25 protein-coding genes and 1 pseudogene are annotated in these 22,951 nt (G+C 66.6%); 12 read left to right on the forward strand and 14 right to left on the reverse strand.

Annotation, left to right across the window (positions count from 1 at the left end):
- Positions 1-411: pseudogene (locus DPV74_RS14135) on the reverse strand (DUF2339 domain-containing protein); the annotation flags it as partial.
- A gap of 48 nt (positions 412-459) precedes the next feature.
- Here DPV74_RS14135 and DPV74_RS14140 point away from each other — a divergent pair.
- The 5 genes from DPV74_RS14140 to DPV74_RS14160 all read left to right on the forward strand — a co-directional run bounded on the left by DPV74_RS14140 (position 460) and on the right by DPV74_RS14160 (position 5,234).
- On the forward strand, positions 460-930 hold the full coding sequence (locus DPV74_RS14140; RefSeq protein WP_162923034.1) for a hypothetical protein: 471 nt from the start codon (positions 460-462) through the stop codon (positions 928-930).
- An 87-nt stretch (positions 931-1,017) separates the two neighbouring features.
- Positions 1,018-2,187: a glycine betaine/L-proline ABC transporter ATP-binding protein gene (locus DPV74_RS14145; protein ID WP_021163995.1), complete on the forward strand. Its 1,170-nt coding sequence runs from the start codon at positions 1,018-1,020 to the stop codon at positions 2,185-2,187.
- On the forward strand, positions 2,180-3,076 hold the full coding sequence (gene choW / locus DPV74_RS14150) for a choline ABC transporter permease subunit (protein WP_021163994.1): 897 nt from the start codon (positions 2,180-2,182) through the stop codon (positions 3,074-3,076). The genes DPV74_RS14145 and choW overlap by 8 nt, the downstream gene beginning before the upstream one ends.
- A gap of 107 nt (positions 3,077-3,183) precedes the next feature.
- On the forward strand, positions 3,184-4,182 hold the full coding sequence (locus DPV74_RS14155; protein WP_027790601.1) for a GlxA family transcriptional regulator: 999 nt from the start codon (positions 3,184-3,186) through the stop codon (positions 4,180-4,182).
- Positions 4,183-4,286: 104 nt separating this feature from the next.
- A complete protein-coding gene (locus tag DPV74_RS14160; protein WP_021163993.1) occupies positions 4,287-5,234 on the forward strand; it encodes a choline ABC transporter substrate-binding protein in 948 nt (315 codons plus the stop codon).
- Between the two features lie 115 nt (positions 5,235-5,349).
- Here the strand turns inward: DPV74_RS14160 and DPV74_RS14165 are convergent, their stop codons facing one another.
- From DPV74_RS14165 to DPV74_RS14180, 4 genes are all read right to left on the reverse strand, one after another.
- On the reverse strand, positions 5,350-6,768 hold the full coding sequence (locus DPV74_RS14165) for a tetratricopeptide repeat protein (RefSeq protein WP_119337418.1): 1,419 nt from the start codon (positions 6,766-6,768) through the stop codon (positions 5,350-5,352).
- A 135-nt stretch (positions 6,769-6,903) separates the two neighbouring features.
- On the reverse strand, positions 6,904-7,860 hold the full coding sequence (locus DPV74_RS14170) for a hypothetical protein (RefSeq protein ID WP_059697134.1): 957 nt from the start codon (positions 7,858-7,860) through the stop codon (positions 6,904-6,906).
- Positions 7,861-7,938: 78 nt separating this feature from the next.
- Positions 7,939-8,067 carry a hypothetical protein gene (locus DPV74_RS14175; protein WP_021163990.1) on the reverse strand — a complete coding sequence of 43 codons (129 nt, stop codon included), beginning with the start codon at positions 8,065-8,067 and terminating at the stop codon, positions 7,939-7,941.
- A 331-nt stretch (positions 8,068-8,398) separates the two neighbouring features.
- On the reverse strand, positions 8,399-8,824 hold the full coding sequence (locus DPV74_RS14180) for a PACE efflux transporter (RefSeq protein ID WP_027790606.1): 426 nt from the start codon (positions 8,822-8,824) through the stop codon (positions 8,399-8,401).
- A gap of 147 nt (positions 8,825-8,971) precedes the next feature.
- Between DPV74_RS14180 and DPV74_RS14185 the strand changes: the two genes are divergently transcribed.
- A complete protein-coding gene (locus tag DPV74_RS14185) occupies positions 8,972-9,901 on the forward strand; it encodes a LysR substrate-binding domain-containing protein (protein ID WP_119337420.1) in 930 nt (309 codons plus the stop codon).
- Between the two features lie 45 nt (positions 9,902-9,946).
- On the opposite strand, the gene DPV74_RS14190 is transcribed toward DPV74_RS14185, so the two are convergent.
- Together DPV74_RS14190 and DPV74_RS14195 are read right to left on the reverse strand one after the other, a co-directional pair.
- On the reverse strand, positions 9,947-11,107 hold the full coding sequence (locus DPV74_RS14190; protein ID WP_119337421.1) for an exo-alpha-sialidase: 1,161 nt from the start codon (positions 11,105-11,107) through the stop codon (positions 9,947-9,949).
- A 67-nt stretch (positions 11,108-11,174) separates the two neighbouring features.
- Positions 11,175-11,444 (reverse strand): MoaD/ThiS family protein, encoded by a 270-nt coding sequence (locus DPV74_RS14195; RefSeq protein WP_059682289.1) that lies wholly within the window; start codon positions 11,442-11,444, stop codon positions 11,175-11,177.
- Between the two features lie 228 nt (positions 11,445-11,672).
- Here DPV74_RS14195 and DPV74_RS14200 point away from each other — a divergent pair, with 228 nt between their 5' ends.
- On the forward strand, positions 11,673-12,038 hold the full coding sequence (locus DPV74_RS14200) for an ASCH domain-containing protein (protein WP_119337422.1): 366 nt from the start codon (positions 11,673-11,675) through the stop codon (positions 12,036-12,038).
- A gap of 96 nt (positions 12,039-12,134) precedes the next feature.
- Here the strand turns inward: DPV74_RS14200 and DPV74_RS14205 are convergent, their stop codons facing one another.
- Positions 12,135-12,824: an aspartyl/asparaginyl beta-hydroxylase domain-containing protein gene (locus DPV74_RS14205; RefSeq protein WP_060082562.1), complete on the reverse strand. Its 690-nt coding sequence runs from the start codon at positions 12,822-12,824 to the stop codon at positions 12,135-12,137.
- Between the two features lie 241 nt (positions 12,825-13,065).
- Here DPV74_RS14205 and DPV74_RS14210 point away from each other — a divergent pair, with 241 nt between their 5' ends.
- Positions 13,066-13,410, forward strand: coding sequence for a DUF4148 domain-containing protein (locus DPV74_RS14210; RefSeq protein ID WP_060174280.1), 345 nt, complete (start codon positions 13,066-13,068; stop codon positions 13,408-13,410).
- 71 nt (positions 13,411-13,481) lie between these two features.
- Positions 13,482-13,757, forward strand: coding sequence for a DUF4148 domain-containing protein (locus tag DPV74_RS14215; protein WP_119337433.1), 276 nt, complete (start codon positions 13,482-13,484; stop codon positions 13,755-13,757).
- Between the two features lie 243 nt (positions 13,758-14,000).
- Here the strand turns inward: DPV74_RS14215 and DPV74_RS14220 are convergent, their stop codons facing one another.
- From DPV74_RS14220 to DPV74_RS14230, 3 genes are all read right to left on the reverse strand, one after another.
- Positions 14,001-14,528: a cytochrome b gene (locus tag DPV74_RS14220; protein ID WP_059697126.1), complete on the reverse strand. Its 528-nt coding sequence runs from the start codon at positions 14,526-14,528 to the stop codon at positions 14,001-14,003.
- Between the two features lie 69 nt (positions 14,529-14,597).
- A complete protein-coding gene (locus DPV74_RS14225; protein WP_119337423.1) occupies positions 14,598-16,052 on the reverse strand; it encodes an ATP-binding protein in 1,455 nt (484 codons plus the stop codon).
- A complete protein-coding gene (locus tag DPV74_RS14230; RefSeq protein ID WP_021156343.1) occupies positions 16,049-16,708 on the reverse strand; it encodes a response regulator in 660 nt (219 codons plus the stop codon). Before DPV74_RS14230 ends, DPV74_RS14225 begins: the two co-directional genes overlap by 4 nt.
- A 225-nt stretch (positions 16,709-16,933) precedes the next feature.
- Here DPV74_RS14230 and DPV74_RS14235 point away from each other — a divergent pair, with 225 nt between their 5' ends.
- From DPV74_RS14235 to DPV74_RS14245, 3 genes are all read left to right on the forward strand, one after another.
- Positions 16,934-17,338 (forward strand): hypothetical protein, encoded by a 405-nt coding sequence (locus tag DPV74_RS14235; protein ID WP_124546912.1) that lies wholly within the window; start codon positions 16,934-16,936, stop codon positions 17,336-17,338.
- 65 nt (positions 17,339-17,403) lie between these two features.
- Positions 17,404-18,573: a bacteriohopanetetrol glucosamine biosynthesis glycosyltransferase HpnI gene (gene hpnI / locus DPV74_RS14240; protein WP_027790619.1), complete on the forward strand. Its 1,170-nt coding sequence runs from the start codon at positions 17,404-17,406 to the stop codon at positions 18,571-18,573.
- Positions 18,570-19,655, forward strand: a complete 1,086-nt coding sequence (locus DPV74_RS14245; RefSeq protein WP_119337424.1) for a lysylphosphatidylglycerol synthase domain-containing protein — start codon at positions 18,570-18,572, stop codon at positions 19,653-19,655. The genes hpnI and DPV74_RS14245 overlap by 4 nt, the downstream gene beginning before the upstream one ends.
- A 43-nt stretch (positions 19,656-19,698) precedes the next feature.
- Here the strand turns inward: DPV74_RS14245 and denD are convergent, their stop codons facing one another.
- From denD to DPV74_RS14260, 3 genes are all read right to left on the reverse strand, one after another.
- Positions 19,699-20,670 carry a D-erythronate dehydrogenase gene (gene denD / locus DPV74_RS14250; protein WP_119337425.1) on the reverse strand — a complete coding sequence of 324 codons (972 nt, stop codon included), beginning with the start codon at positions 20,668-20,670 and terminating at the stop codon, positions 19,699-19,701.
- A gap of 28 nt (positions 20,671-20,698) precedes the next feature.
- A complete protein-coding gene (otnI, locus tag DPV74_RS14255) occupies positions 20,699-21,478 on the reverse strand; it encodes a 2-oxo-tetronate isomerase (protein ID WP_059697122.1) in 780 nt (259 codons plus the stop codon).
- A 68-nt stretch (positions 21,479-21,546) separates the two neighbouring features.
- Positions 21,547-22,872, reverse strand: a complete 1,326-nt coding sequence (locus DPV74_RS14260; RefSeq protein ID WP_042972687.1) for an MFS transporter — start codon at positions 22,870-22,872, stop codon at positions 21,547-21,549.
- Positions 22,873-22,951: the final 79 nt, after the last annotated feature.

Raw genomic sequence — 22,951 nt, forward strand, 5'->3', positions numbered from 1 at the left:
CGTGGCCGAAGGCGGGATGGGGGCGGATGAGGTCGCGGACGGCGCCGCGGACACCGATGCGGTGCCGGCGGGCGTGTGCGCCGTCGCCGCGGTCGAGGTCGAGGTCGAGCCGGCCTTCGCGCCGGCCAGCTGGCCGCGCAGCGACGCGACTTCACGTGTCAGCGTCTCGACGGTGGCTTCGAGCCGCGCGACGCGATCGGCGAGCGGAACCGGCGGCTGGGCGGGCGGCGCCTGCATCGCGAACGTGTCGGGTGCCGCGCCTTTGCCCTTGCGCTTGCGCTGTTGCAGCGTGTGATCGAGACAGAACCCGATCGCGGCGCCGAGCACGGCGCCGTTGACGGCGGAGAAATCCCCGATCAATGCGGCAATCCCGCCCACGACGAAGCCGATTGCGGTAAAAGCCCAGTTCATCTCGCCTTGCTCCCTCTCTCGTATCGTTATCGGCCCGCGATCGGACGTATGCCGGTCGAGGCGGTGTCGGCATGGCCGGCAGGCGAACCGGCATGCACGGCTGAAGGCGGCCGCCGCATGGCGGCCTGCGTCGCAATCAGCCTGTTGGCGGGGAATGTATCACAGCGGCTGTCGGGGATTTTCCGGGTCGGCGCGGTATCGCGGCGTGCACCTTCCGGTGTCGTCGTACGGCTTTTTGCACGGTCATGCTTTTTATCGGTGAATGCCGCGCGTGCATTTGTCAGGCTAGTTGGCCGCGGGATCGGACGTGGAATTGTCGTAAAGCGACGCGCGCCCGATGCGAATTCGCGCATAAAACGACGCGATATGCGCCACGCTGCTGCGCACAAGTCCGGCGCGCGATGCCCGCCGTTGCTGGCCGTGCGCGTATTGCGCCGCCGCAATCGCGTGCCGCCGCGCGCCGTGGCCCGCCCGGCGGGGCTGGAGGCCGTGTCGTATTTGCGCAAGCGTTTGTCGTAATTCGTCGGCAGGTCGGGGTTTTTTCTGGCAACTATGTAGGCACGCTATGACACACGTGAGTCCCCGCTACACGAGGAGAAGGTTTCGATGGATGCCCCCAAGGTCGTGGTCGAAGGTCTGTGCAAGGTGTTTGGTAGTAACCCGCAGCAGGCGCTCGACATGCTCGCCGCCGGCGCGACGAAGGATGACGTGCTGAAGCGCACCGGCCAGGTTGTCGGCGTGCACAACGTCTCCTTCGATGTGCAGGAAGGCGAAATTTTCGTGCTGATGGGCCTGTCCGGCTCCGGCAAATCCACGCTGATCCGCCTCGTGAACCGGCTGGTCGATCCGAGCGCCGGCAAGGTGATGATCGACGGGCTCGACGTCGCGTCGGCGCGCCGCTCGGCGCTGACCGCGCTGCGCCGCAAGGACATGAGCATGGTGTTCCAGTCGTTCGCGCTGATGCCGCATCGCTCCGTGGTGTCGAACGCCGCGTTCGGCCTGGAAGTCGCGGGCGTCGGCAAGAAGGAACGCGAGCGCCGCGCGATGGAAGTGCTCGAGCAGGTCGGCCTTGCGCCGTTCTCGCACAAGCTGCCGTCCGAGCTGTCGGGCGGCATGCAGCAGCGCGTGGGCCTCGCCCGTGCGCTGGCCGTGAACCCGTCGCTGATGATCATGGACGAGGCGTTCTCCGCGCTCGATCCGCTCAAGCGCCGCGAAATGCAGGATGTGCTGCTGCAACTGCAGAAGGAACAGCGCCGCACGATCATGTTCGTGTCGCACGATCTGGAAGAAGCGCTGCGCATCGGCAACCGCATCGCGATCATGGAAGGCGGCCGGCTCGTGCAGGTCGGCACGCCGCAGGACATCATCGCGAACCCGGCCGACGACTACGTGCGCGCGTTCTTCGACGGCATCGACACCAGCCGCTACCTCACGGCCGGCGACCTGATGCAGACGGGCGCCGTGCCGATCGTGTCGAAGTGCGATGCCGCGAACGTCGCGGCCACGCTGAACGGCAGTGCCGACTATGCGTTCGTGCTCGACGCGCAACGCAAGATCCGCGGCTTCGTCACGCGCGATGCAATCGGTCAGGACACCCCGTCCGTGAGCCCGATCGAAAGCATCCGGCGCGATGCGTCGCTCGAACATGTCGTCGCGCGCGTGGTCGCGAGCCCGAATGCGCTGCCTGTCGTCGACGACGACGGCTGCTACTGCGGCTCGGTCGATCGTGCGCTCATCCTGAAGGCCATCACGCGTTCGCGAGGCTCCCATGTCTGAAATGATTCCGCTCGGTACCTGGGTCGACCAGTCCGTTCACTACCTGCTCGACCATGACGCCAAGACGTTCGACGCGATCGGTCAAGCGATCGAGGGGCTCGCGGCCTTCGTCGAGCATGGCCTGCAGGCGATCCCGATGTGGCTGATGATGGCGATCTTCATCGGCGTCGGGCTGTGGCGGGTGGGCTGGCGCTTCGCGCTGTTCACCACCGCGTCGCTGCTGCTGATTTTCGCGACCGGCTTCTGGGACCAGACCGTCATCACGCTCGGCCTCACGCTGTCGTCGACGATCATCAGCCTCGTGCTCGGCATCCCGCTCGGCATCTGGGCCGCGAAGAGCAAGTGGGTCGCCGCGATCGTGCGCCCGATCCTCGACCTGATGCAGACGATGCCCGCGTTCGTCTACCTGATTCCGGCCGCGATGCTGTTCGGTCTCGGCCGCGTGCCGGGGATCCTGTCGACGGTGATCTTCGCGATGCCGCCGGCGGTACGCTTGACGAGCCTCGGTATCCGGCACGTGAACCGCGAGATCGTCGAAGCCGGCCAGGCCTTCGGCTGCACGCCGTGGCAGCTGCTGTACAAGGTGCAGTTCCCGAATGCGCTGCCGTCGATCATGCAGGGCGTGAACCAGACGATCATGATGGCGCTGTCGATGGTGATCATCGCGTCGATGGTCGGCGCGGGCGGCCTCGGCAACGACGTGCTCGCCAGTATCCAGCGCCTCGACATCGGCCTCGGTTTCGAAAGCGGCCTGTCGGTCGTGCTGCTCGCGATCATTCTCGACCGCATCACCGAAAGCTTCGGCCGCGCGCCGGGCACCGTGAAGGCGCCGCTGTTCTCGGGCCTCAAGCAGCTGTTTCGCGTGAAGGCCTCACCCGCACAGGCCTGACCTCCGGCGGCCGGAAGCCCCGGCCGCTTACCTTGACGATAGAAAACGACTTCCGCGGCTTCGGCCGCGGGGGTGGCCCCCTGCAACCTCCTCGCCAGGAGACCGATGTGACGTCTGCCGTCGCTGTCGCGCCCGCCGCCTGCGTTTCACCGGTTTCGTCCCTCGCCCATTTCGGCTTCCTGACGCTGCCGAACTTCTCGATGATCGCGTTCTCGAGCGCCGTCGAAGTGCTTCGGATGGCGAATTACGTCGGGCGGGCCGATCACTACCAGTGGTCGATCTACTCGCTCGACGGCAGCCCGGTGCATGCCAGCAACGGCATCGCGGTACGGCCGACGCAGGCGCTCGACTACACGAAGCTGCCCGACGTGATGATCGTATGCGGCGGCATCCGCATCCGCGACGTGGTCGACGAAGAGGCGCGCGATACGCTCGCGGCGCTTGCCGAACGCGGGCTGCCGCTCGGCGGCATCTGCACGGGCGCGTATGCGCTGATGTCGAGCGGACTGCTCGACGGCTATCGCTGCACCGTGCACTGGGAGAACCTGTCGTCGCTGCATGCCGAGTTCCCGCAGGTCGGGTTCGCCGACGAACTGTTCGTCGTCGACCGCGACCGGCTGACCTGCACCGGCGGCACCGCGCCGCTCGACCTGATGCTGAACCTCGTCGGCATGCGGTTCGGCCAGCAGCTGGCCGCGCAGGTATCCGAGCAGTTCATCCTGGAGCGCATCCGCAGCTCGACCGATACGCAGCCGATTCCGGTCGATGCGCGCGTCGGCTTCTCGCGCGCGGAGCTGATCGAGGTCGTGCGGCTGATGGAGGCGAACATCGAGGAGCCGCTGTCGCTCGAGGAACTCGCTCGGCTTGTGCGGCTGTCGCAGCGGCACCTGCAGCGGATGTTCAAGGTGTATTTGAACGTGTCGCCGACCCACTATTACCTGACGCTGCGCCTGAAGCGCGCGCGCGACCTGCTGCGCACGACCGACGCGTCGATCGCGCGCGTGACGACGGTCTGCGGGTTTCATTCGCCGTGCCATTTCAGCAAGGCCTACCGCGCGCAGTTCGGCCATGCGCCGAGCTACGAGCGCAGGCTGCCGGGGCGCTGACTGTCGAGAATCATCCAGTCCGCGACGTCGCCGGGATCGCGGCGCGCGGCTTCAATAAACGATCCCGCATTCAAGCAAACGACATCACTTTGAGGAGAAGCAAGATGAAGCGCCTATTGATCGCAGCGGTGTGCGGGATCGGGATAACCGCGCCGATGTCGGCCGTTTATGCGGCCGATCCGCCCGTGTGCAAGAACGTGCGCTTCGCGGATGTCGGCTGGTCCGACATCGCGGCGACCACGGGCCTCGCCACGACGATGCTGCAGGGGCTCGGCTACAACCCGACGAAGACGATCGCGTCGGTGCCGATCACGTTCGCGGGGATCAAGAGCAAGCAGATCGACGTGTTCCTCGGCTACTGGTCGCCGACGATGGACCCGATCATCCAGCCGTTCACGAAGGCCGGCACGATCAAGGTGCTCTCCACGCCCAACCTGACCGGCGCGAAATACACGCTCGCGGTGCCCGACTACGTCTATCAGGGCGGCCTGAAGTCGTTCGCGGACATCCAGAAATATGCGGACAAGCTGAACGGCAAGATCTACGGGATCGAGCCAGGCAACGACGGCAACCTGCTGATCAAGAAGATGATCGACGGCAACCAGTTCGGCCTCGGCAAGTTCAAGATGGTCGAGTCGAGCGAGGCCGGGATGCTGGTCGAGGTGAATCGCGCGATCCGCGACAAGCAGTGGATCGTGTTCCTCGGCTGGGAGCCGCATCCGATGAACGTGCAGATGAAGATCGACTACCTGAGCGGCGGCGACGACGTGTTCGGCCCGAACTACGGCGAAGCGAAGGTGCTGACGGCGACGCCGCCCGACTACGCGCAGCGCTGCCCGAACGTCGCGAAGTTCGTGTCGAACCTGCAGTTCACGACGACGATCGAGAACCACGTGATGGTGCCGATCATGAACAAGGTGGAGCCGAACAAGGCGGCTGCCGAATGGCTGAAGGCGAACCCGCAGGCGCTCGACAAGTGGCTCGCGGGCGTGACGACGCTCGACGGCAAGCCGGGCCTGCCGGCGGTGAAGGCGTATCTCGGCGTGCATTGAGCGACGCGGCCGGGCGTTCGCCCGGCCCGCAAGCGGCTTGACGGATTCGCGCCCCCGTCCCGGGAAGATTCCGGTAGCCGGGGGCGTCGGCATGCCTGTCCGGCGTGAGCCGGCATCAGGCCACGACTTGCATGAGCCACGCGTTGATGCGTCGAATCACGTCGCTCCAGTCGCCTTCGCGGGTTTGGCGCACGGCGGTCGCATGCGCGATCCAGGGGCTCGCGGTACCCTCGACGCCCCAGCGCCAGTCGCCACAGACGTGGGTCGGTACGCAAGTCCGCATCCCCATCATGGCCGCCAGGTTGGCGACACCCGAATCGACCGCGACCACGGCATCCAGTTGGGCCATGCATGCAGCCGTGTCGCCGAAATCCCGAATCCCGGGCTGGTAGTGACCGACATTGCCGGCCGGCGTGCCCGCCAGCGCCGCGGCAGCGGGGTGATGCAGATTCACGAAATGCATGCTTTCCGCAATGGCGGGGTGTGCCACGATCGCGTCGATCGCATCGAGCGGCAGGCTGCGGCGGCTGGCCCAGCACCTGACGATGGCGCCTTTTTCGGGCCAATGTCGTTGGACGCAATCCCAGAACAGTCCGATCAGCTTCTTGCCCGGATGTTGCCCGCGCACTTGCGCGGCCCATTCGGCAGCGATCCGCTGCTTGTGCGGCGGCGTCTTGATGTACGGCGCGAACCATCGTTCCGGCAGGCGTGTCCGCCGGGCTTTCAGCATCGGCAAATGAAGCAGCGAGGCATGCAGGTCCGGCGCGAAACTGTCGGCGCGTGCCTGCAGTTCATGGGGCAACGGCGCATGAAACTGCACCGGATTGGGGGCGGCGACGACCTCGCACTGCGGCAGTGACGCCTGCATGAGCGCGTGGCTCTGCGGATGGCAGGTGAGCATGACGTGCGCGCCTTCGTCCAGCCAGTCGGCCACGCAGGCCGAGAGGAGAAAGTTGTCGCCGAAGCCGTGTTCATGCGTGATCAGGACACGCCTGCCGCGCACAGTCGATTCGCCGTCCCATGTCGGCAGGTCGACCGGGCGGTAATTGGCGGACAGGCGCGGAACGTCGTCACGCATTCGCCAATAGGCGAAGCCGCGCGGATCGCCCGCCTTGAGCATCGCTTCTCCCATCGCGAATCCGATCGATGCCCTCATCTCGGCAGGGCCGGATGCCGCCATCCGGAAGGCTTCGTCGAGCAACGCGATGGCCTGCGCGAGATCGCCGGCCATCATCAGGCTCATGCCCAGTCGCAAGCGGTGGAGTTCGGGCCGGCTGTGCCGCGACGGATCGCGTTTCCAGGCTTCGGCGGCTTCGACATAGCGGCCCAGCAGGTAGAGCGCATCGGCACGCCGTGTCATGGAGACGGCGTCGTGCGGGTCGAGCGCCAGCGCCAGGTCGGCCCAGGGGAGCATTTCCTCCTCTCGCCGGAGGGCCGTCAACAGTTCGCAGATTCGATGCAGGATCGCGGGATCACGTGAATCGCCTGCGTATTGCGTCTGCGCGGCATGCAGTTGCTGTTCGAGGTCGACCATGAATGCGGTTCCGGCCGGCGCGCTCACCGTGCGGGGCGGGCGCAACGGGATCCGGCGCGAGCAGGGGGCCGGAGGCGGGCATCACGATGCCGGCACTTCGTCGGGGCGTCGATGCCGGCCGTGTCGTCGCAGGGGCTACACACGGAATGCGCCGTCGAAGATGACGGTGTCGTCGAACAGGATCTTTCCGGACGAAAACACCAGATCCAGATGATGGCTGCCGCGTTCACCGCCGCCGAGGCCAAGGTGCAACCCGGGATGGCGTTCTTCGAAACTTGCATTGCGTCCATGCAGCCTGACGTTCAGGTTCGTCCCGATCCCGAACTCCTCGACGATCCTGTTTCCCGCGCATTTGTCGAGATACAACCTGAAATCGTCCTCGAGCTGTCGATTGGCCGATTCGACGCTGACCACCTGGCTCCGCTCGATCCCGATCTTCAATATCGGGTCGATGACACCGTACTTGATGGCAAAGGGCACCGTGCTCAGGAAGGTGCCGCCGAACAAGACGCTTCCGGTCAGGTCGAGTACGCGGGTCGCCACTTCGCCGGGCATCAGGTCGTAGTGGTTGCGGCCATCGAGGCTTTTCCATGTCTGATCCAGCGTTCCGTGCAGCGAACCACCGAAGCCGTCGTGAAATTGCACGCGTCGAGCGCGTTGCGCCGCCGCAATGATGCGTTCGTTGCGGGCGGCAATGTCGTCGATGCTCTCGGAAAAGGCCTCCTTGAAGAATTCGCCGTATTCCCGCAGCAATACCGACTTCTTCCAGTGCTCGGCCATTTTCGGCTTGAGGGGCGGGATGAACGACGGCCCATGCGGGTTGATGTCGGAACGTATGGACGAGTCGTACATGAAGATGAACATGTCACACCGGTCGATTTCCTTTATGACCTGTTCGTGATTTTCCGTGTCAAGCTCGACGTAGGTGAACGAATATTCGAGTTTTTTCGGGCAGTGCCGGATAATCGATTGCGCGGTATTTCTCTGGCTTTGATCCGAACCGACCAGGATGTTGGCGCCGGCTGAATGTTTCTGAACCATGGCTGGATGACCGCGGACACACGAAAAGAAATTTTCGACACTTTTTTCCATGATTATCTCCGGGGTATCCAGTTTCTGGATCAAAAAAATGGCGGGTCATTGCGATCCGCCATCGTTCGGGCTGCCTGCTTAGGCCCACAGAGCCGTTGCGAATGGAATGACTGCGCTGTCCTTCATCATCTCGACCCAGTCTTCATGCTGATCTTCCTGCATCCATTCGATCAGCGGGAGATCCTGCTTTTCCTGATTTTCGTTCATGATGATTTCCTTGTTTAGGAATTGAACTGCGAACATCGCAAATCGCCCCCGAAAATTCGAGGGCGGATTTAGCGATTGAGTGAGCGCATGGGGTTGCGCCGATTATATAGGGTGGGTGTGAATGATTGCCTTCTGTTAATCGTCAGACAACATTAGCATTCGAATTTGCGGAGGGACAATGTAACGTAAACCCTAGGGTCGTTTTGATTTTGTGAATGCTGGTGGCGGTGGTGTTTGAATGTCGAAAAAATGAAACGGGGGTGTGTTTTGAAATGGGAATAAACGCACCGATTGATGTCGATTTCGACTACTTGATTACCGGGCGCTCGTTTCATTCCCCCTTCGTCGCCGCGGGCACGTCGAACACGCGATCGAACGCCCACTGGAAGGCGAACGCGTAACAGAAGAAGAACGCAAACAGCCCGATGTCGACGACGAACGCGTCGAACCACGAGATGTCGAGCCACCACGACACCACGGGCACCAGGATGAAGATGAGCCCGCCTTCGAATCCGGTGGCGTGCAGGATCCGCCGCCCGAGCGTGCGTGCCGGCTGCCGGCGCGACGCTTCCCAGCGCTCGAACAGCGCGTTGAAGATCATGTTCCACAGCATCGCGATCGCCGACATCGTCGCCGACAGCGCGCCAGAATAGACGAGGCCCTGCTTGAAGAGCGCCGCGATCACGGGCGAGATGCAGGAAATCGCGATCGCTTCGTAGAGCACCGCCTGCGTGATCCTGCGCGATAGGCCTTGCACGTTGTTTCTCCGGTTCGACGTCATTCGCCGCGGCACCCTGCCGTGACGTCCCGCAAGGCTATTCGCGTTGCACGCCCGCTTCAATTCACCTAATCTCACCCCGATTCAATCGAATTCAACCCGGCCCGATCCGGCCCGCGAGGCCCCGTGTTCTCGAAACTTCCCCTGACCGCATTGCGTGTATTCGAAGCGTCGGCGCGGCTTGGCGCGTTCAAGGCTGCCGCGGACGAGCTGTCCGTGACGCCGGCCGCCGTGTCGCACCAGATCAAGTCGCTCGAAAGCCGGCTCGGCGTGCTGCTGTTCGAGCGCGGCGCGAGCGGCGTGCGGCTCACGGAGGAGGGCGAGCAACTGTTTCGCGCGAGTCACGATGCATTGCTGGCGCTGAGCCGCGGGCTCGATGCGGTGCGGCCGGAAGCGACCGGCGAGCGCACGCTCGTGCTGACCACCACGCCCGCATTTGCCGCGATGTGGCTGATTCCGCGTCTCGGGCGGTTTCGTCGCATCGATCCGCAACTGCACATCAAGGTCGAAACCGGCAACACGCTCGCCGATCTCGAACGCGATGCGCGGATCGATCTCGCGATTCGCGCATCGTCGCGCACGTTTCCGGCACTGCACGAGATTGCGCTGATCGACGAGTATTTCGGCGCTTATGCGGCCGCCGGGTTCGACGCGCACCGCACGGACGAGCCGCTCGACCTGATCGAGACCGTGTGGGATACGCCGTTGCCGGTGTCGGTCGACTGGGCGTCGTGGTGTCGTGCGGCCGGCCGCGACGCGTGGCTCGAACGCGCGGTGTTTCGCCATTACGACGACGAGCATTACGCGTTGCAGGCCGTGCTGCACGGGCAGGGCATCGCGCTGCTCAGCTCGGTGCTGGCTGCCGAGCATGTCGCGCACGGGGCACTGACGCCGATCGAGCCGTCGGTGCGGCTCGACGGCGCGCGTTTCGTCGCGCTGTGCCGGCCCGGGCGTGAGCGTGAGCCGCAGGTCAGGTCGTTTCTCGACTGGCTCGAAGCGGAGATCGCGCAGACGCGGGTGGCGGTGGCGCGGATGGGGGCGGGCGTCGAGCGCTAAAGCGGGGCCGCGCGCGCCGTGTGCGAACGGTGCGCCCGTACATCGTCACCCGAACCTGACGCAATACACCGGCGGCAAATGCGCGGACACCAACTGCCAGTGTTCCCCGCCGTCAACGGACGTCCACAACCCGCCGGTCGTCGACGCCATCGCGAGGCGCGTGCCCGAATCGTCCACCGCGAGCCCATGCCGATACACGAGGTCGTACGCGGGTGCGGGCGGCAGCCCGTTCGTGAATGACTCGAAACTGCGCCCGCCGTCGCGCGTGCGCGTGACGATGAACCGGCCGTCCACCGGAATCCGGCACGCGTCCTTCACGGCCGGCACGAACCACGCGGTGTCCGGCTCGTGCGGATGCACGGCCACCGCGAAACCGAAGCTCGACGGCTGTGCCTCGATCCTCCGCCAGTGTTCGGCGCCGTCGGTCGAGCGGAAGATCGCGCAGTGATGCTGCGTCCACAGCACGTCCGGGTTGGCCGCGCACTGCACGACGCGGTGCGGGTCCTGCGCGTTGGGTTCGCCGCGTCGCTCGGGCGGCATGTAGTCGGCTTCCATGCCGTCGGCCGTCACACGCCACGTCGCGCCGCCGTCGGCGGTCTGCCAGACGCCGCCGCACGAGATGCCGATCGTCACGTGCCGGCTGTCGCGCGGATCGACCATCACCGAATGGATGCCCGGCGCATCGTATCCGCCGCCGCCCCATTCGGCGCGCTCCGGGCGATCCCACAATGCCCGGTTGAGCACCCAGGAACCGCCGCCGTCGTCGGAGCGGAACAGCCCGCCGGGAATCGTGCCCGCCCACAGCACGCCCGGCTCGTCGGTGCCGCCGGCTTCGAGCGACCAGATCTGCTGGAGCGTCCACGGCGGCTGCGGCGGGCCGGGCGGCGCGTCGCCCGTGTCGCCCGTGTCACTCGCGGCGCCCGTGCCCGACGGGGCGCTCGCGGGCGGATCGTCGGCAGGCTGCGGCGGATATACAGGCACCGCGCATTCTTCCCAGTCGGTGGCGCCGGCCCGCCTGCGATGCAGTTTCACGCCGAAATGTCCCAGGTTGAGCGCCGCATACAGCGTGCCGTCGCGCGGGTCGGCGAGCGCCATGCTGACCGGCTCGCCGGCGAAATGCGGCTCGCCGAGCGTCCAGCCGCCGTTGCCGCCGGGTTGCAGGACGAACAGGCCCTTGCGGGTGGCGACGAGCAGTCGATCGTTCATGTGCGATGTCTCCTGATGGCCCGACCTGGCGTTCCGGTACGCGGTCGGCGCTTGTGCATGCGTCCCTTTATCCGCCTGTCAGCGCCTGTACGACATAGACCCGGCTCGCGTCGCCGAGCACGTCGGACAGGCGCTGACGATCGCGTATCGGCTGGCCGTCGATGAATACCGACAGGTGTTTGCGCAGCGCGCCCTGGTCGTCGAGGATGTAGCCGCGCAGTCGCGGCTGCTCGCCGAAAACGGTGTCGAATGCTTCGCCGAGCGTGCGGGCGTCGATTTCGCGCTCGGGCGTTTCGATATGCCGCTGGATCGAGGCGGCGAAGAAGAGGTGCGCCATGGCGGTGGCTGGCAGGAGCCGCGCGGAGGGGACGGTCTTTAGTTTAGGCGATCCGTCGGAGGCGCCAAGACGACGTCTCGTAGTCGCCGTGCGCCGGCGTGTCGATCCGTCGCGATCGACACGATCACGCGGATCGGCAACAATCCCGCCCGGGCCGCCGTGCTGCCGTGCTGCCGTGCCGCTCGACGGTCGCACGCTCTCCACTTGCCGATGAAGGAAATCCCCGCCATGCCGCGATCCGCGCTGTCGATCGTCAAACCGGCCGTCGACGATATCGTCGCGGGCCGCAAGTGCGTGGAAATCCGTTCTTGGGCGCCGCCGGCCATCCCGTTGCGCGATCTCGTGCTGGTGCAGAACACGATCTTCCTGCGACAGGATGGGCAGGAGGATCCCGACGGTATCGCGCTCGCGATGGTCGATGTCGTGGGGGTGCACGACTGGACGCCCGATGAAGCCCGCTCGCAAGGCAAGCAATGGTGTGCCGGATACGTGTGCTGGGAACTGGAGAACGTTCGGCAGATCGCGCCGCCTGTTCCGTGCGTCGCGAAGCGCGGCATCTATGCGTTGCCGGATGATTTCGGAAAGGTATCCTGATGATTTCGCCTGCATCAGGGGCGAACCGAACGCCCTTTCGACACAAGAGAGGGCAGTCGAAATGAAGAGTCGCCCGGAGCGTGCCCGCCGCCCGCGCTAAACCGGAATCGATCGCCCGCGTATCCTGATCCCGATCCGCACGATGCCGATCACCGCATTCGACAGCCACGTGAGCAGGCGCGGCATTCCGCGTCGGCGGATATCGAGCAGCAGCACGATCCGCACGGCGTCGCTGTCGTTCCACACCTCGTGCATGAACGTATCGTCCCACAGCAGGAAACGGCCTTCGTCGAGCCGGTATTCGTGGCCGTCCACCTTCAGCACGGCGGCTGGCGCACCGTCCGCGCGCTTCGGCATCGACAGCACGAGATAGCCGCGCAGGATGCCGCGAAACGGCCCGCGATGCGGTGGAATGTGCTTGCCGGGTGCGAGGAACGACAGCGATGCGGACAGCACGTCCGGCGACGTCGCGACGATCGACGCGACGGTCGGGCAGCGCGACAGGTTGCGCGGGAACGGCTGGCCGTACGCCTGCATGATGAACATCCGCCAGTCGCGTGCATCGTTGGCCGAGATGTCGTACTGCTCGCGCATGATCTCGTGGAAGCGCGGGATGCGCGCCATGTCGCGCGCCACGGCGAATGCCTCCGCCTGGATGGCGGGCCACGCACGGACGAAACGCTCGGCATCGGGAAACGCGGCCGTATCGAGCACCGCGCCGCCGTCGATATGGCGGTCGTACAGCGTGCGCAGCAGGCCGGCTGCATAGTCGTAAGCGACGGACATGGTCGATCGAGGCGCGATCCGGAAAGGGTGACGTCAGTCTGCCCGAAGCGGGTCGGGCGCTGCGTTACGTCAGGTTACGCCGGCTGACGAAAGAATGACAGGTTCATGAATGTTCGTTCCACGCGCCCCCGGAGCCGGAGAAGCCGCGTGAATCGAGCTGCGACATGCGGGAATAAATGCACACGCTCCGTCGTCATACGGGTGTAGCACGTCGTCTCGTTGACTTCTCGAGGAGTGGAACATGAACAAGCATTGGCTGGTGGCCGCCGCCGTGGCGGCGATTTCTTTCGCGGGTGTCGCGGCGCCCGCATCGGCGCAGGCACTGACGCGCGCGCAGGTCAGGCAGCAACTGATCGACGCCGAGAACCAGGGGCTGCGCTTCGTGACCGATACGTCGTATCCGGACGTGAGCCCGCTGTTCCGGCAGCAGGTCGAACGGATGCCGCAGCGCCAGGCCGGCACGGCAGTCGGCAGCGAGCCGGCCGCCTCGTCCGATGCAGGCAAGCCGGCGACGATGGCGCCGCGCCAGCGTTCCGCCGCATGCGTCGGCCCGGCGAGTTTCTGCACGATCTATTTCGGCAGCTGACGCAGCCGCCTGCATTCGCAGGGCCGGCATTCACCCAGGTTGATCGATACGGAACATTGAAGGAGCTCATGATGAAAGCATATATCGCAGTACTGATGATGATCGCGGCGATCGTCGGTCAGTCGGCCTTCGCGCAATCGGCCGCGCCGCTGACGCGCGCGCAGGTTCGCGACGAATTGATGCGCCTGGAAGCAGCCGGGTACGACCCGGCGAAAGGGGACGACGGCGAGTATCCGGCGGACCTCCAGGCGGCGCAAGCGAAGCTTGCCGATCAGGACCGGGCCCGGATGGCGGCTGCCGGCGCGCATGCACCGGCGGCCGGTATGCCGGCGCAGAACAGCAACTAGGTGTCGATATGGTCTTGTGCGACTTCCGGCCGTCGTGTTCGCGGCACGGCTGTCCGGCAGCCGTTCGTGCCGCCCGACGCGGTGGATGGACACCGGCCGCCGTGCCCGTCATCGCGCGCCGCTTCGCTCGGCGCCGCGATCATCTGGCCGGCGGCGCGCGATGAGCTGGGGCGACGACGGGTTCGGCCCTGGCGGCAGGCCGGTTCATGCGCGCGATGGCATGCCGTGCTGCCGATCGCGCGATCACCAGGGCATCATGCGCTGCAGGATCTGATCGCGCAGCACGAAGCGGTGCGCCAGCGCCGCTGCGACGTGCAGGCAAATGCCGGCGAACAGCGCCCAGGCGAGGATGCCGTGCACATCGCCCATCGCGTGGCCGAATCCGGAACCGGCCGCCGACAGCGCGGGCAGCGGCACGATCCCGAGCAGCGTTACGCCCCACGCGCGCGACGATGCGTTGATCCAGCCGAGCAGCGGCACGGCGATCAGCAGCGCGTAGAGCGCGAAATGCGTGACGCCCGACAGCGCACGCATTGCGGGAGACAGGTCGTTCGCCGGCGGGCGATGCGTCGCGCGCCACAGCACGCGGCAGGCCATCGCGGCGAGCAGTGCGGTGCCCACGATCAGGTGAGCGGCGATCAGGCCGACGGGTTGCGTATCGCGATGCACGTCGGGCATCGTCCAGCCGATCGCATATTGGGCGACGATCAGCGCGACGATCAGCCAGTGAAGAAAACGCGCAACGGTGTCATAACGGGCGGGTGTGGACATGAAGGCTCCTGCGTACGACGGGGACGGTATTGGACGGGTGGATTCTACGACCGCATGCTTAACGAAACGTTAAGCACGCGGCATCTCATGCGGTGATCGGTCGTCGGGTGAGCCTGCCGGCCGCGCTTCGCCCGCGTCCGCCGACGGCAGTGCAACCGCGACGCCGAGACCCTGGCCGCCGATGCCGGGCCCGAACTGCACGGTGCCGCCCAGGTATTGCGCGATGCGCGTGACGATCGACAACCCGAGCCCGCTGCCGGGCGACTGCGCGCCGCTGCCGCGATAGAAGCGGTCGCCGAGCCGCTCGTACTCGCCGGGGGCGACGCCGGGCCCGTCGTCGCGAACGACGATGCATTGCAGTGCGCCGTCGTCGCGCACGCCGAGCTCGATGCGGCCGCCCGGGCGGCCGTACTTCACGGCGTTGTCGACGAGGTTGTCGAGCAGGATGCCGATCAGGATCGGATCGGCGTCGATCGCGCGTCCGGAGACGGGGCCGGCCACGAGGTCGATGGCCTTGTCCGACGCCTTCGCGAGATGGCGGTCGAGGGCAGCTTCGACGAGTTCGCGAACGGCGAGCGCGCGTGTCGGAATGCGTTCGTATTCGTCGAGCCGCGCGAGCAGCAGCAACTGCTCGGCGAGACGCGCACTGCGGTCGACGCCTTGAACGACCCGCTGCATCGCGAGCCGCTGGAGTGCCGGATCGTCGGTCGCGATGGCCACCTGGGCCTGGACCTTGATCGCGGCAAGCGGTGTCTTGAGCTCGTGCGCGGCGTCGGACGTGAACGCGCGCTCGCGCACGATCGATTGCCGCAGTCGGGCCAGCAGGCGGTCGATCGCGTCGACCAGCGGGCGCACTTCGTCCGGCACGGCCGCGATGCCGAGCGGTTCGAGCGATCGCGCGTCGCGCGCGCCGATCAGCGTCGACAGCGTCTTCAACGGCGCGAGACCGCGTCCGATCAGATACCAGAGGAGCAGCGCCAGCACCGGGAGCGCGACGATCAACGGCAGGACGATGCCGCGCGCGGTGCCGGTCGCCAGGTCGCTGCGCGTGTTCGCGATTTCCATCACGCGGATCCAGCGCCCCGACGCGTCGTCGCGCAGCGTGTGCGTCCGCCATGACGCGTCGTGGACGACGATCGTTTCGGGAAGACCGCGCGAGTCGTGCGCGTCGGGCAGGCCGGCGGCGCCGGCCGGGAGGCTCGACGCGACGACCTGGCCCCGTGCGTCGCGCACCTCGAACAGCACGTCGCGCGGAAGGCGATCGCCGTCGGTTTCGGGGACGGGTTTCGAGCCGCGGCGATCCAGTTCGACACGCGCGTCCGGCGGAACACGGGCGAGGCGGCCGAGGTCGGCAGGCGAGAGGTTGACCAGCAGCGACGCATATTCGACGAGGCGGGCGTCTTCCCATTCGCCGATCTCGCGCGTCGCGTACCGGAAGCTGCCGAACACGGCGGCGAGCCACACGACCGTCACGCAGCCGAGCGCCATCGACGAAACGCGGCGCCGTATCGAGCGGGACGTCATGCGAGATCGACGACGTAGCCGACGCCTCGAACGGTGCGGATCAGTTCCGCGCCGAGCTTCTTGCGCAGGTTCGACACATGCACCTCGATCGCATTGCTTTCGATACCTTCCTGCCAGCCGTACAGGGTGTCCTCGAGGCGCGAGCGCGACTGCGGCGCGCCCGGGTGGCTGACCAGCTGAACCAGGATGGCCCACTCGCGCGACGTGAGCGCGATGCGCGACGCATCGCGTGTCACCGTGTGGGCGGTCAGGTCGATCGTGATGTCGCGCCACACGATCTCGTCGCCGGCGCGGCCCTGCGAGCGGCGCACGAGCGCGCGGCAGCGGGCGAGCACTTCGGTCAGTTCGAACGGTTTCGCGAGATAGTCGTCGGCGCCGTCGTCGAGGCCGCGGACGCGGTCGGCCACGGTGCCGCGCGCGGTCAGGACCAGCACGGGGACGGTATCGCCCGCATCGCGCAACGCGCGCAGCAGCTCGGTGCCCGATTTCCCGGGCAGGCCGAGATCGAGCACGACGAGCGCGAAGCGCGTGGTCGCGAGGGCGGCTGCCGCTGCGTGACCGTCGCGCAACCAGTCGACGTGATAGCCGGCCTGGGTCAGGCTGATCTCGAGACCGCTGCCGATCAGGTCGTCGTCTTCAACAAGGAGGAGTCGCATGGTCGATTCGGGGGCAGGATGCCTGCGATTGTACGAGCGCGACCCGCCTGCCGCGCAACGGAATGTAATTGTGCTGGATCAAACTTCTCCCGATTCTGAAGAACGCTTAAGGTTCGGCGGCGGCAATCCCGCTACCATCGGCCACACCGTTTCCAGGGGGATTTTCCGCTGCCCCTGATCCCGAACCGGGTCACGCCTGTCCGGCTTGCCCGTCAATCCGCGACCTTGCCGATCGATGTCCGATCGACGCGAGTCGCCCGTACGGGAGATTCATTCCTCATGGCCCCCTCAACGATCGAGCGATGGCGCGCCTACCTGCTGATCGCCGCGCTGGCCGGCATGTTCGTCCAGTGCTTCGTGCTGGTTTCATGGCTGGCGCTGCGCGTACCCGAGGCATTTTTCACGACGATGACGTTTCGCATGTGGACCGTCGTCGCGATCGTCACCGCGATCCTTTCGGTCCGCAAGCTTGCCCGCGCGGCGTTCAGAGCGGCGCTGGATTGCGGATTCGTACACGTGACCGGAATCGATCGTCACACGGTAGCCGTGTCATCCGATTGCGCGTACCGTCGGCTGGTCATCCTTCATATCCGGCTCAACGGAAATCGGTTCCGCTACGCACACGGGTGAGCCCGCCTTCGCGCGTGCCCGCCCCGACGCACCACGGTCCCGCCGGGCCACCACTGGGGAATCGCATGGTGTTGCTGCATGTGCTGCACGCGCTGGCCGGCGCGATGTCGATCGTCTGCGGGCTGGGCGTATTGCTGGGTATTGCGTATACGGTCGCGGCCAGCGTGCTGGTCGGGCGGTTCTTTTCGAGGCCGGCGGCGCAGCCGCGCGAGTATCCGGGCGTCACCGTCGCGAAGCCGCTACACGGCGACGAGTGGCAGCTCGTACAGCATCTCGAAAGCTTCTTCGTGCAGAATTATCCGGGCCCCGTCCAGCACCTGTTCGGCGTGCACGATGCAGGCGACGCGGCACTCGCGGCCGTCGAGACGCTGCGTGCACGCTACCCTGACGCGAACATCAAGGTCGTCGCCGATGCGCGGCTGTACGGGCCGAACCGCAAGATCGGCAATCTCGTGAACATGCTCGAACACGCGGAGTATGCGGTGCTGTGCCTCGCCGACAGCGACGTGCTGGTCGAGCGCGATTATCTGCGCGCGGTCGTCGGCGCGCTGCAGCAGCCGGATGTCGGCATCGTGACGAGCGTGTACCGTGGCGTCGCATCGCCGGGTTTCTGGCCCAGGATCGCCGTCGCGATGACGAACTACCATTTCCTGCCGGGCGTGATCACCGGGCTCTGCATCGGGCGTGCGCGGCCCTGCTTTGGCCAGACGATTGCGATCACGCGCGCGACGCTCGAACGTATCGGCGGCCTCGCGCGATTCGCGCATCACCTGGCCGAGGATCACGCGCTGGGCGAAGCGGTGCGGCAGGCGGGCGCGCAGGTCGTCATCCCGCCGTTCGTCGTCGGGCATGCGTGCGTCGAGGAGACGTTCTCAAGGCTGTACGCCCACGAGTTGCGCTGGAGCTGCACGATTCGCGCGGCGGACCGGCTCGGTCATGCGGGCTCGGTGCTGATGCACCCGGTGCCGCTCGCGCTGCTGGCGCTGCTGTTCTCGGGCGGCACGGCCGCCGCGTGCGCGCTGGCGGTCGCGGCGCTCGCCGCGCGGGTGCTGCTGATGCTGAAAACCAGCCGTGCAACCGGTGCGGGGCTGCGCGGCGCAATCTGGCTGCCGTTCGTCGATCTCCTGCAGTTCTTCGTGTTCGTGTCGAGCTTCTTCTCGTCGCATGTCGTGTGGCGCGGCACGCGCTTTCGCGTGAACCGGGAAGGGCGGTTGTCGGCGGCGAGCGAATCATGACGACGCAGACGAACCCCGGCGGCGACGCCGCCCGGAACGCCACGCGCAGCGACGCGCGGCTTCGGCGCGCGGGGCAGGCAGCGGCGCTGGGCGGGCTGGCGCTCGCCGTGTGGCTGATCTGGCGCGAGCATCCGCTGGACATCCTGCATCGCCTGCAGATTGCCGGCGCCGGGCTGCTGATCGCGGCGCTGGTTCACCTTCTGCCGATGCTCGCGAATGCGTGGGACTGGCGGATGCTGATCCGCGGCCCGCGCCGGCCGTCGTTCGCGACGATGCTGAAACTCGTGTGGATTCGCGAGTCGATCAACGGGCTGCTGCCGGTCGCGCGCATCGGCGGCGAGATCGTGTCGTTCGGCCTGCTGCGGCAGGCGGGCGTGCGGCCGGCGACGATCGTGGCCAGCCTCGTCGCCGACATGCAGCTGACGCTGATCAGCCAGCTGGTGTTCGCGCTGGTCGCGATCGGCTACGTGCTCGGGCACGTCTCGTCCGATGCCGCCCGGGTGGCCGGGAATCTCGCGATCGGCATGGCCGCGCTGGTGCCGGTGCTGCTGCTGTTCGCGCTGGTGCAGCATGCGCGGCCGTTCGAGCGCGCGATGCGCGTGCTGAACCGCGTCACGAGCGGGAAGGTGGTGGCGCTCGTCGGCGAATCGGCGCGTACCGATCAGTCGATCCGGATGATCTGGAGAAAGACCGGCATCGTCGTGCGCTACCTCGCGATCTGGCAAACCCTGCAGTTCGTGGGCTACGCGCTGGAAATCTGGCTCGCGCTGGTCTTTCTCGGTGCGGAGCCGACCTTCGCGCAGGCGCTCGCGATCGAGGCGCTGATCCAGCTCGTGAGCAGTATCGCGTTCCTGATGCCGGGCGGCCTCGGCGTGCAGGAGGGCGGCTTCGTGCTGATCGGCGGGCTCCTCGGGTTCGATCCGCCGACGTGTCTTGCACTGGCCGGTGCCCGCCGCGTGCGCGACCTGCTGTTCTATCTGCCGGGCCTGCTCGCGTGGCAGTGGGTGGCCGGTTCGGCGAACCGGCCGGGCGGAACGAAACGCGCGTCGTTGCCCATCGGGGAATCCGCCCGGCCGCATTGACGCGGCCACGCAGGCCGTGCCTGCGCGGCCGGCGGCGCGGGAATCAGCGCCGTTCGTCGGCGAGATGGCTGCGGATCACGTCCGCGAACGACGTGTCGCCCTTCAATCCGAGGGCTTCCGCGCGCGACGTGTCCCACCGGCCCGGCCAGCTGCCGACGATCTTCTCGACGCGCTCGTCGGGCACATGGCGGATCAGCTTCACGACTTCGTCGCCCGCGACTTCGCGCAGCGCCGCGATCATTTCGTCGACCGATACCGACAGGCCGGGCAAATTGATCACGCGTCTGTTGCCCAGCTTCGCGCTGTCGATTTCGCAGCCCGCGACGAGCGCTTCGATCGCGCCGCGCGGCGACAGCAGCCACAGCCGCGTCGAACCCGGCACCGGGCACACGCTTTCCTCGCCGTTCAGCGGCTCGCGGATGATGCCGCTCGCGAACGACGACGCGGCCGCATTCGGGCGGCCCGGCCGCACGCTGATCGTCGGCAGCCGCAGCACGCGGCCGTCGACGAAGCCGCGCCGCGCGTAGTCGCACAGCAGCAGCTCGGCGATCGCCTTCTCGGCGCCGTACGACGATTGCGGGTTCAGCGCGGTGTCGTCCTGCACGACATCGGGGAGCGTGCCGCCATACACCGCGACCGAGCTCGTGAACACGACGCGCGGCCGGTGGCCACGGGCGCGGCACACTTCGAGCAGCGCGCGCGACGCGTCGAGGTTGATCCGCATGCCGAGATCGAAATCGGCCTCGGCCTGCCCGCTGACGATTGCCGCGAGGTGGAAGATCGCGCCGGTTTGCGTGTCGATCGCGCGTTCGAGCACCGCGCGATCGGCGATGTCGCCGACGATCGACGTCACGCGCGCATCGCCGAAATCGCTGCCTTCGACGACGTCGAGCAGCACCAGCTCGTCGATCTTCTCGCTGCGGCCGTCGGGGCCGCTCAGTTCGCCGCGCTCGAGCAGCTTGCGCGCCAGACGCTGGCCGAGAAAGCCGGCGCCGCCGGTGATCAGTACTTTCATGTTCGTTACCTTCCGAGGAATGCGTGAATTAGCGGGAGCAGGCCCTGAGCCAGCCGAGCCCTTCCGACGTGCCGGCCTTCGGGCGGTACTCGCAACCGATCCAGCCGTCGTAGCCGAGCGTGTCGATCAGCTCGAACAGATACGGGTAGTTGAGTTCGCCGAGATCCGGCTCGTGGCGGTCGGGCACGCCCGCGATCTGGATATGGCCGATGCCCGCGAAATCGCGCCGGAGCTTGGTCGCGAGATCGCCTTCGACGATCTGGCAGTGGTAGCAGTCGAACTGCACCTTCAGGTTCGGCGCACCGACTTCCGCGCGGATCGCCTGCGCGTCGTCCTGGCGGCTCAGGAAATAGCCGGGCATGTCGCGCTGGTTGATCGGCTCGATCAGGATCGTGATGCCGTGCGCGGCAGCGGCCTGCGCGGCATGGCGCAGGTTCGACAGGTAGGTGTCGCGATGGCGCGCGCGGTCGGCGCCCGGCGGCACCATCCCGGCCATCACGTGCAGCTTCCGGTTGCCGAGTACGCGTGCATAGTCGAGCGCCTGGTCGATGCCGCGCCGGAACTCGTCCTCGCGGCCCGGCAGCGATGCGGTGCCGCGTTCGCCCGCGGCCCAGTCGCCGGGCGGCGCGTTGAACAGCGCCTGTTCGAGGTTGTGCGCGTCGAGGCGCGCGCGGATGTCCTCGGCGGCGAAGTCGTACGGGAACAGGTACTCGACGGCCTTGAAGCCGTCGTAGGCGGCAGCGGCGAAGCGTTCGAGGAACGCGTGCTCGGTGTACATCATCGAGAGGTTGGCGGCGAAGCGTGGCATGGCAGCGGGTCCTGTGAATGAATGGGGCGGGGCATACGTCGCCCCGCGTCGAATGGCAACTCGGCGATTCAGCGGTTCACGAGTTTCGCGGGCGTGAGCCACACGGCGATCGCGCCGATCACGAGCATCGCGGCCAGCACGTACATGCCGGACGCCGTGCTGTGCGTGACGTCCTTCAGGTAGCCGATCACGTACGGGCTCGCGAACCCGGCGAGGTTGCCGACCGAGTTGATGATCGCGATCCCGGCGGCGGCGGCGGAGCCCGCGAGGAACGCGGTCGGCAGCGACCAGAACAGCGGTGCGCAGGTCAGCACGCCGCCCGCCGCGAGCGAGAGGAACACGATCGATACCGCCGTATTGTGCGAGTACGACGCGGCGACCGCAAACCCGACCGCGCCCATCAGCGCGGGCACGATCAGGTGCCAGCGGCGTTCGCGGCGCTTGTCCGCGCTGTGGCCGAACAGGTTCATCACGACGATCGCGACGAGGAACGGGATCGCGGACAGCAGGCCGATCTGCAGCGTATCGGTGATGCCGGTCGACTTCACGAGCGTCGGCATCCAGAACGTGAGGCCGTACTGGCCCGTGACGAACGCGAAGTAGATCAGCGACATCCACCACATGCGCGGGTCGGCGAACACGGCCTTCAGCGAGTGGCCGTGCTGCTGCTGTTCCTGCGGCTGTGCGGCGATCTCGTCCTCCAGCAGTTGTTTCTCGCGTTCGTCGAGCCACTTCGCGCCGCGGATGCTGTTGTCGAGATACAGGATGGTCGCGATGCCGACGAGCACGGCCGGCACGGCTTCGATCATGAACATCCATTGCCAGCCGTGGAAACCCGAGCCGCCGTGGAAGCGCTCCATGATCCAGCCCGACAGCGGGTTGCCGAAGATGCCCGACACGGGAATTGCGGACATGAACACCGCGATGATCTTCGCGCGGCGATGCGACGGGAACCAGTACGTGAGATACAGGATCACGCCGGGATAGAAGCCGGCTTCCGCGAGGCCGAGCAGGAAGCGCAGCACGTAGAACTGCGTCGGCGTCTGCACGAATGCGAACAGCCCGGACAGCAGGCCCCACGTGATCATGATCCGCGCGATCCAGATGCGTGCGCCGATGCGGTGCATCAGCATGTTGCTTGGCAGTTCGAACAGAAAATAGCCAAGGAAGAAGATGCCGGCGCCGAGCCCGAACACGGTTTCGCTGAACGCGAGATCCTGCGACATCTGCAGCTTCGCGAAGCCGACGTTCACGCGGTCGAGATACGCGACCACGTAGCAGAGCATCAGGAACGGCACGATGCGCCAGAACACTTTCTTGTAGGTGCGGTCGAGTTCCGCGGCATGGGCGGGCGCGGCGGGCGAGCGGCCAGCGGCCGCGTCGAGAGCAGTCATCGTCGTCTCCAGGATGTTGTGTGCCGGCGGCGTGTACGCCGCCGGATCATTGTGTGTGCTGACGGAAGGGCCCGCGCAC

This window comes from Burkholderia sp. HAN2018 (assembly GCF_024704855.1).
GTDB lineage: Bacteria > Pseudomonadota > Gammaproteobacteria > Burkholderiales > Burkholderiaceae > Burkholderia > Burkholderia cepacia.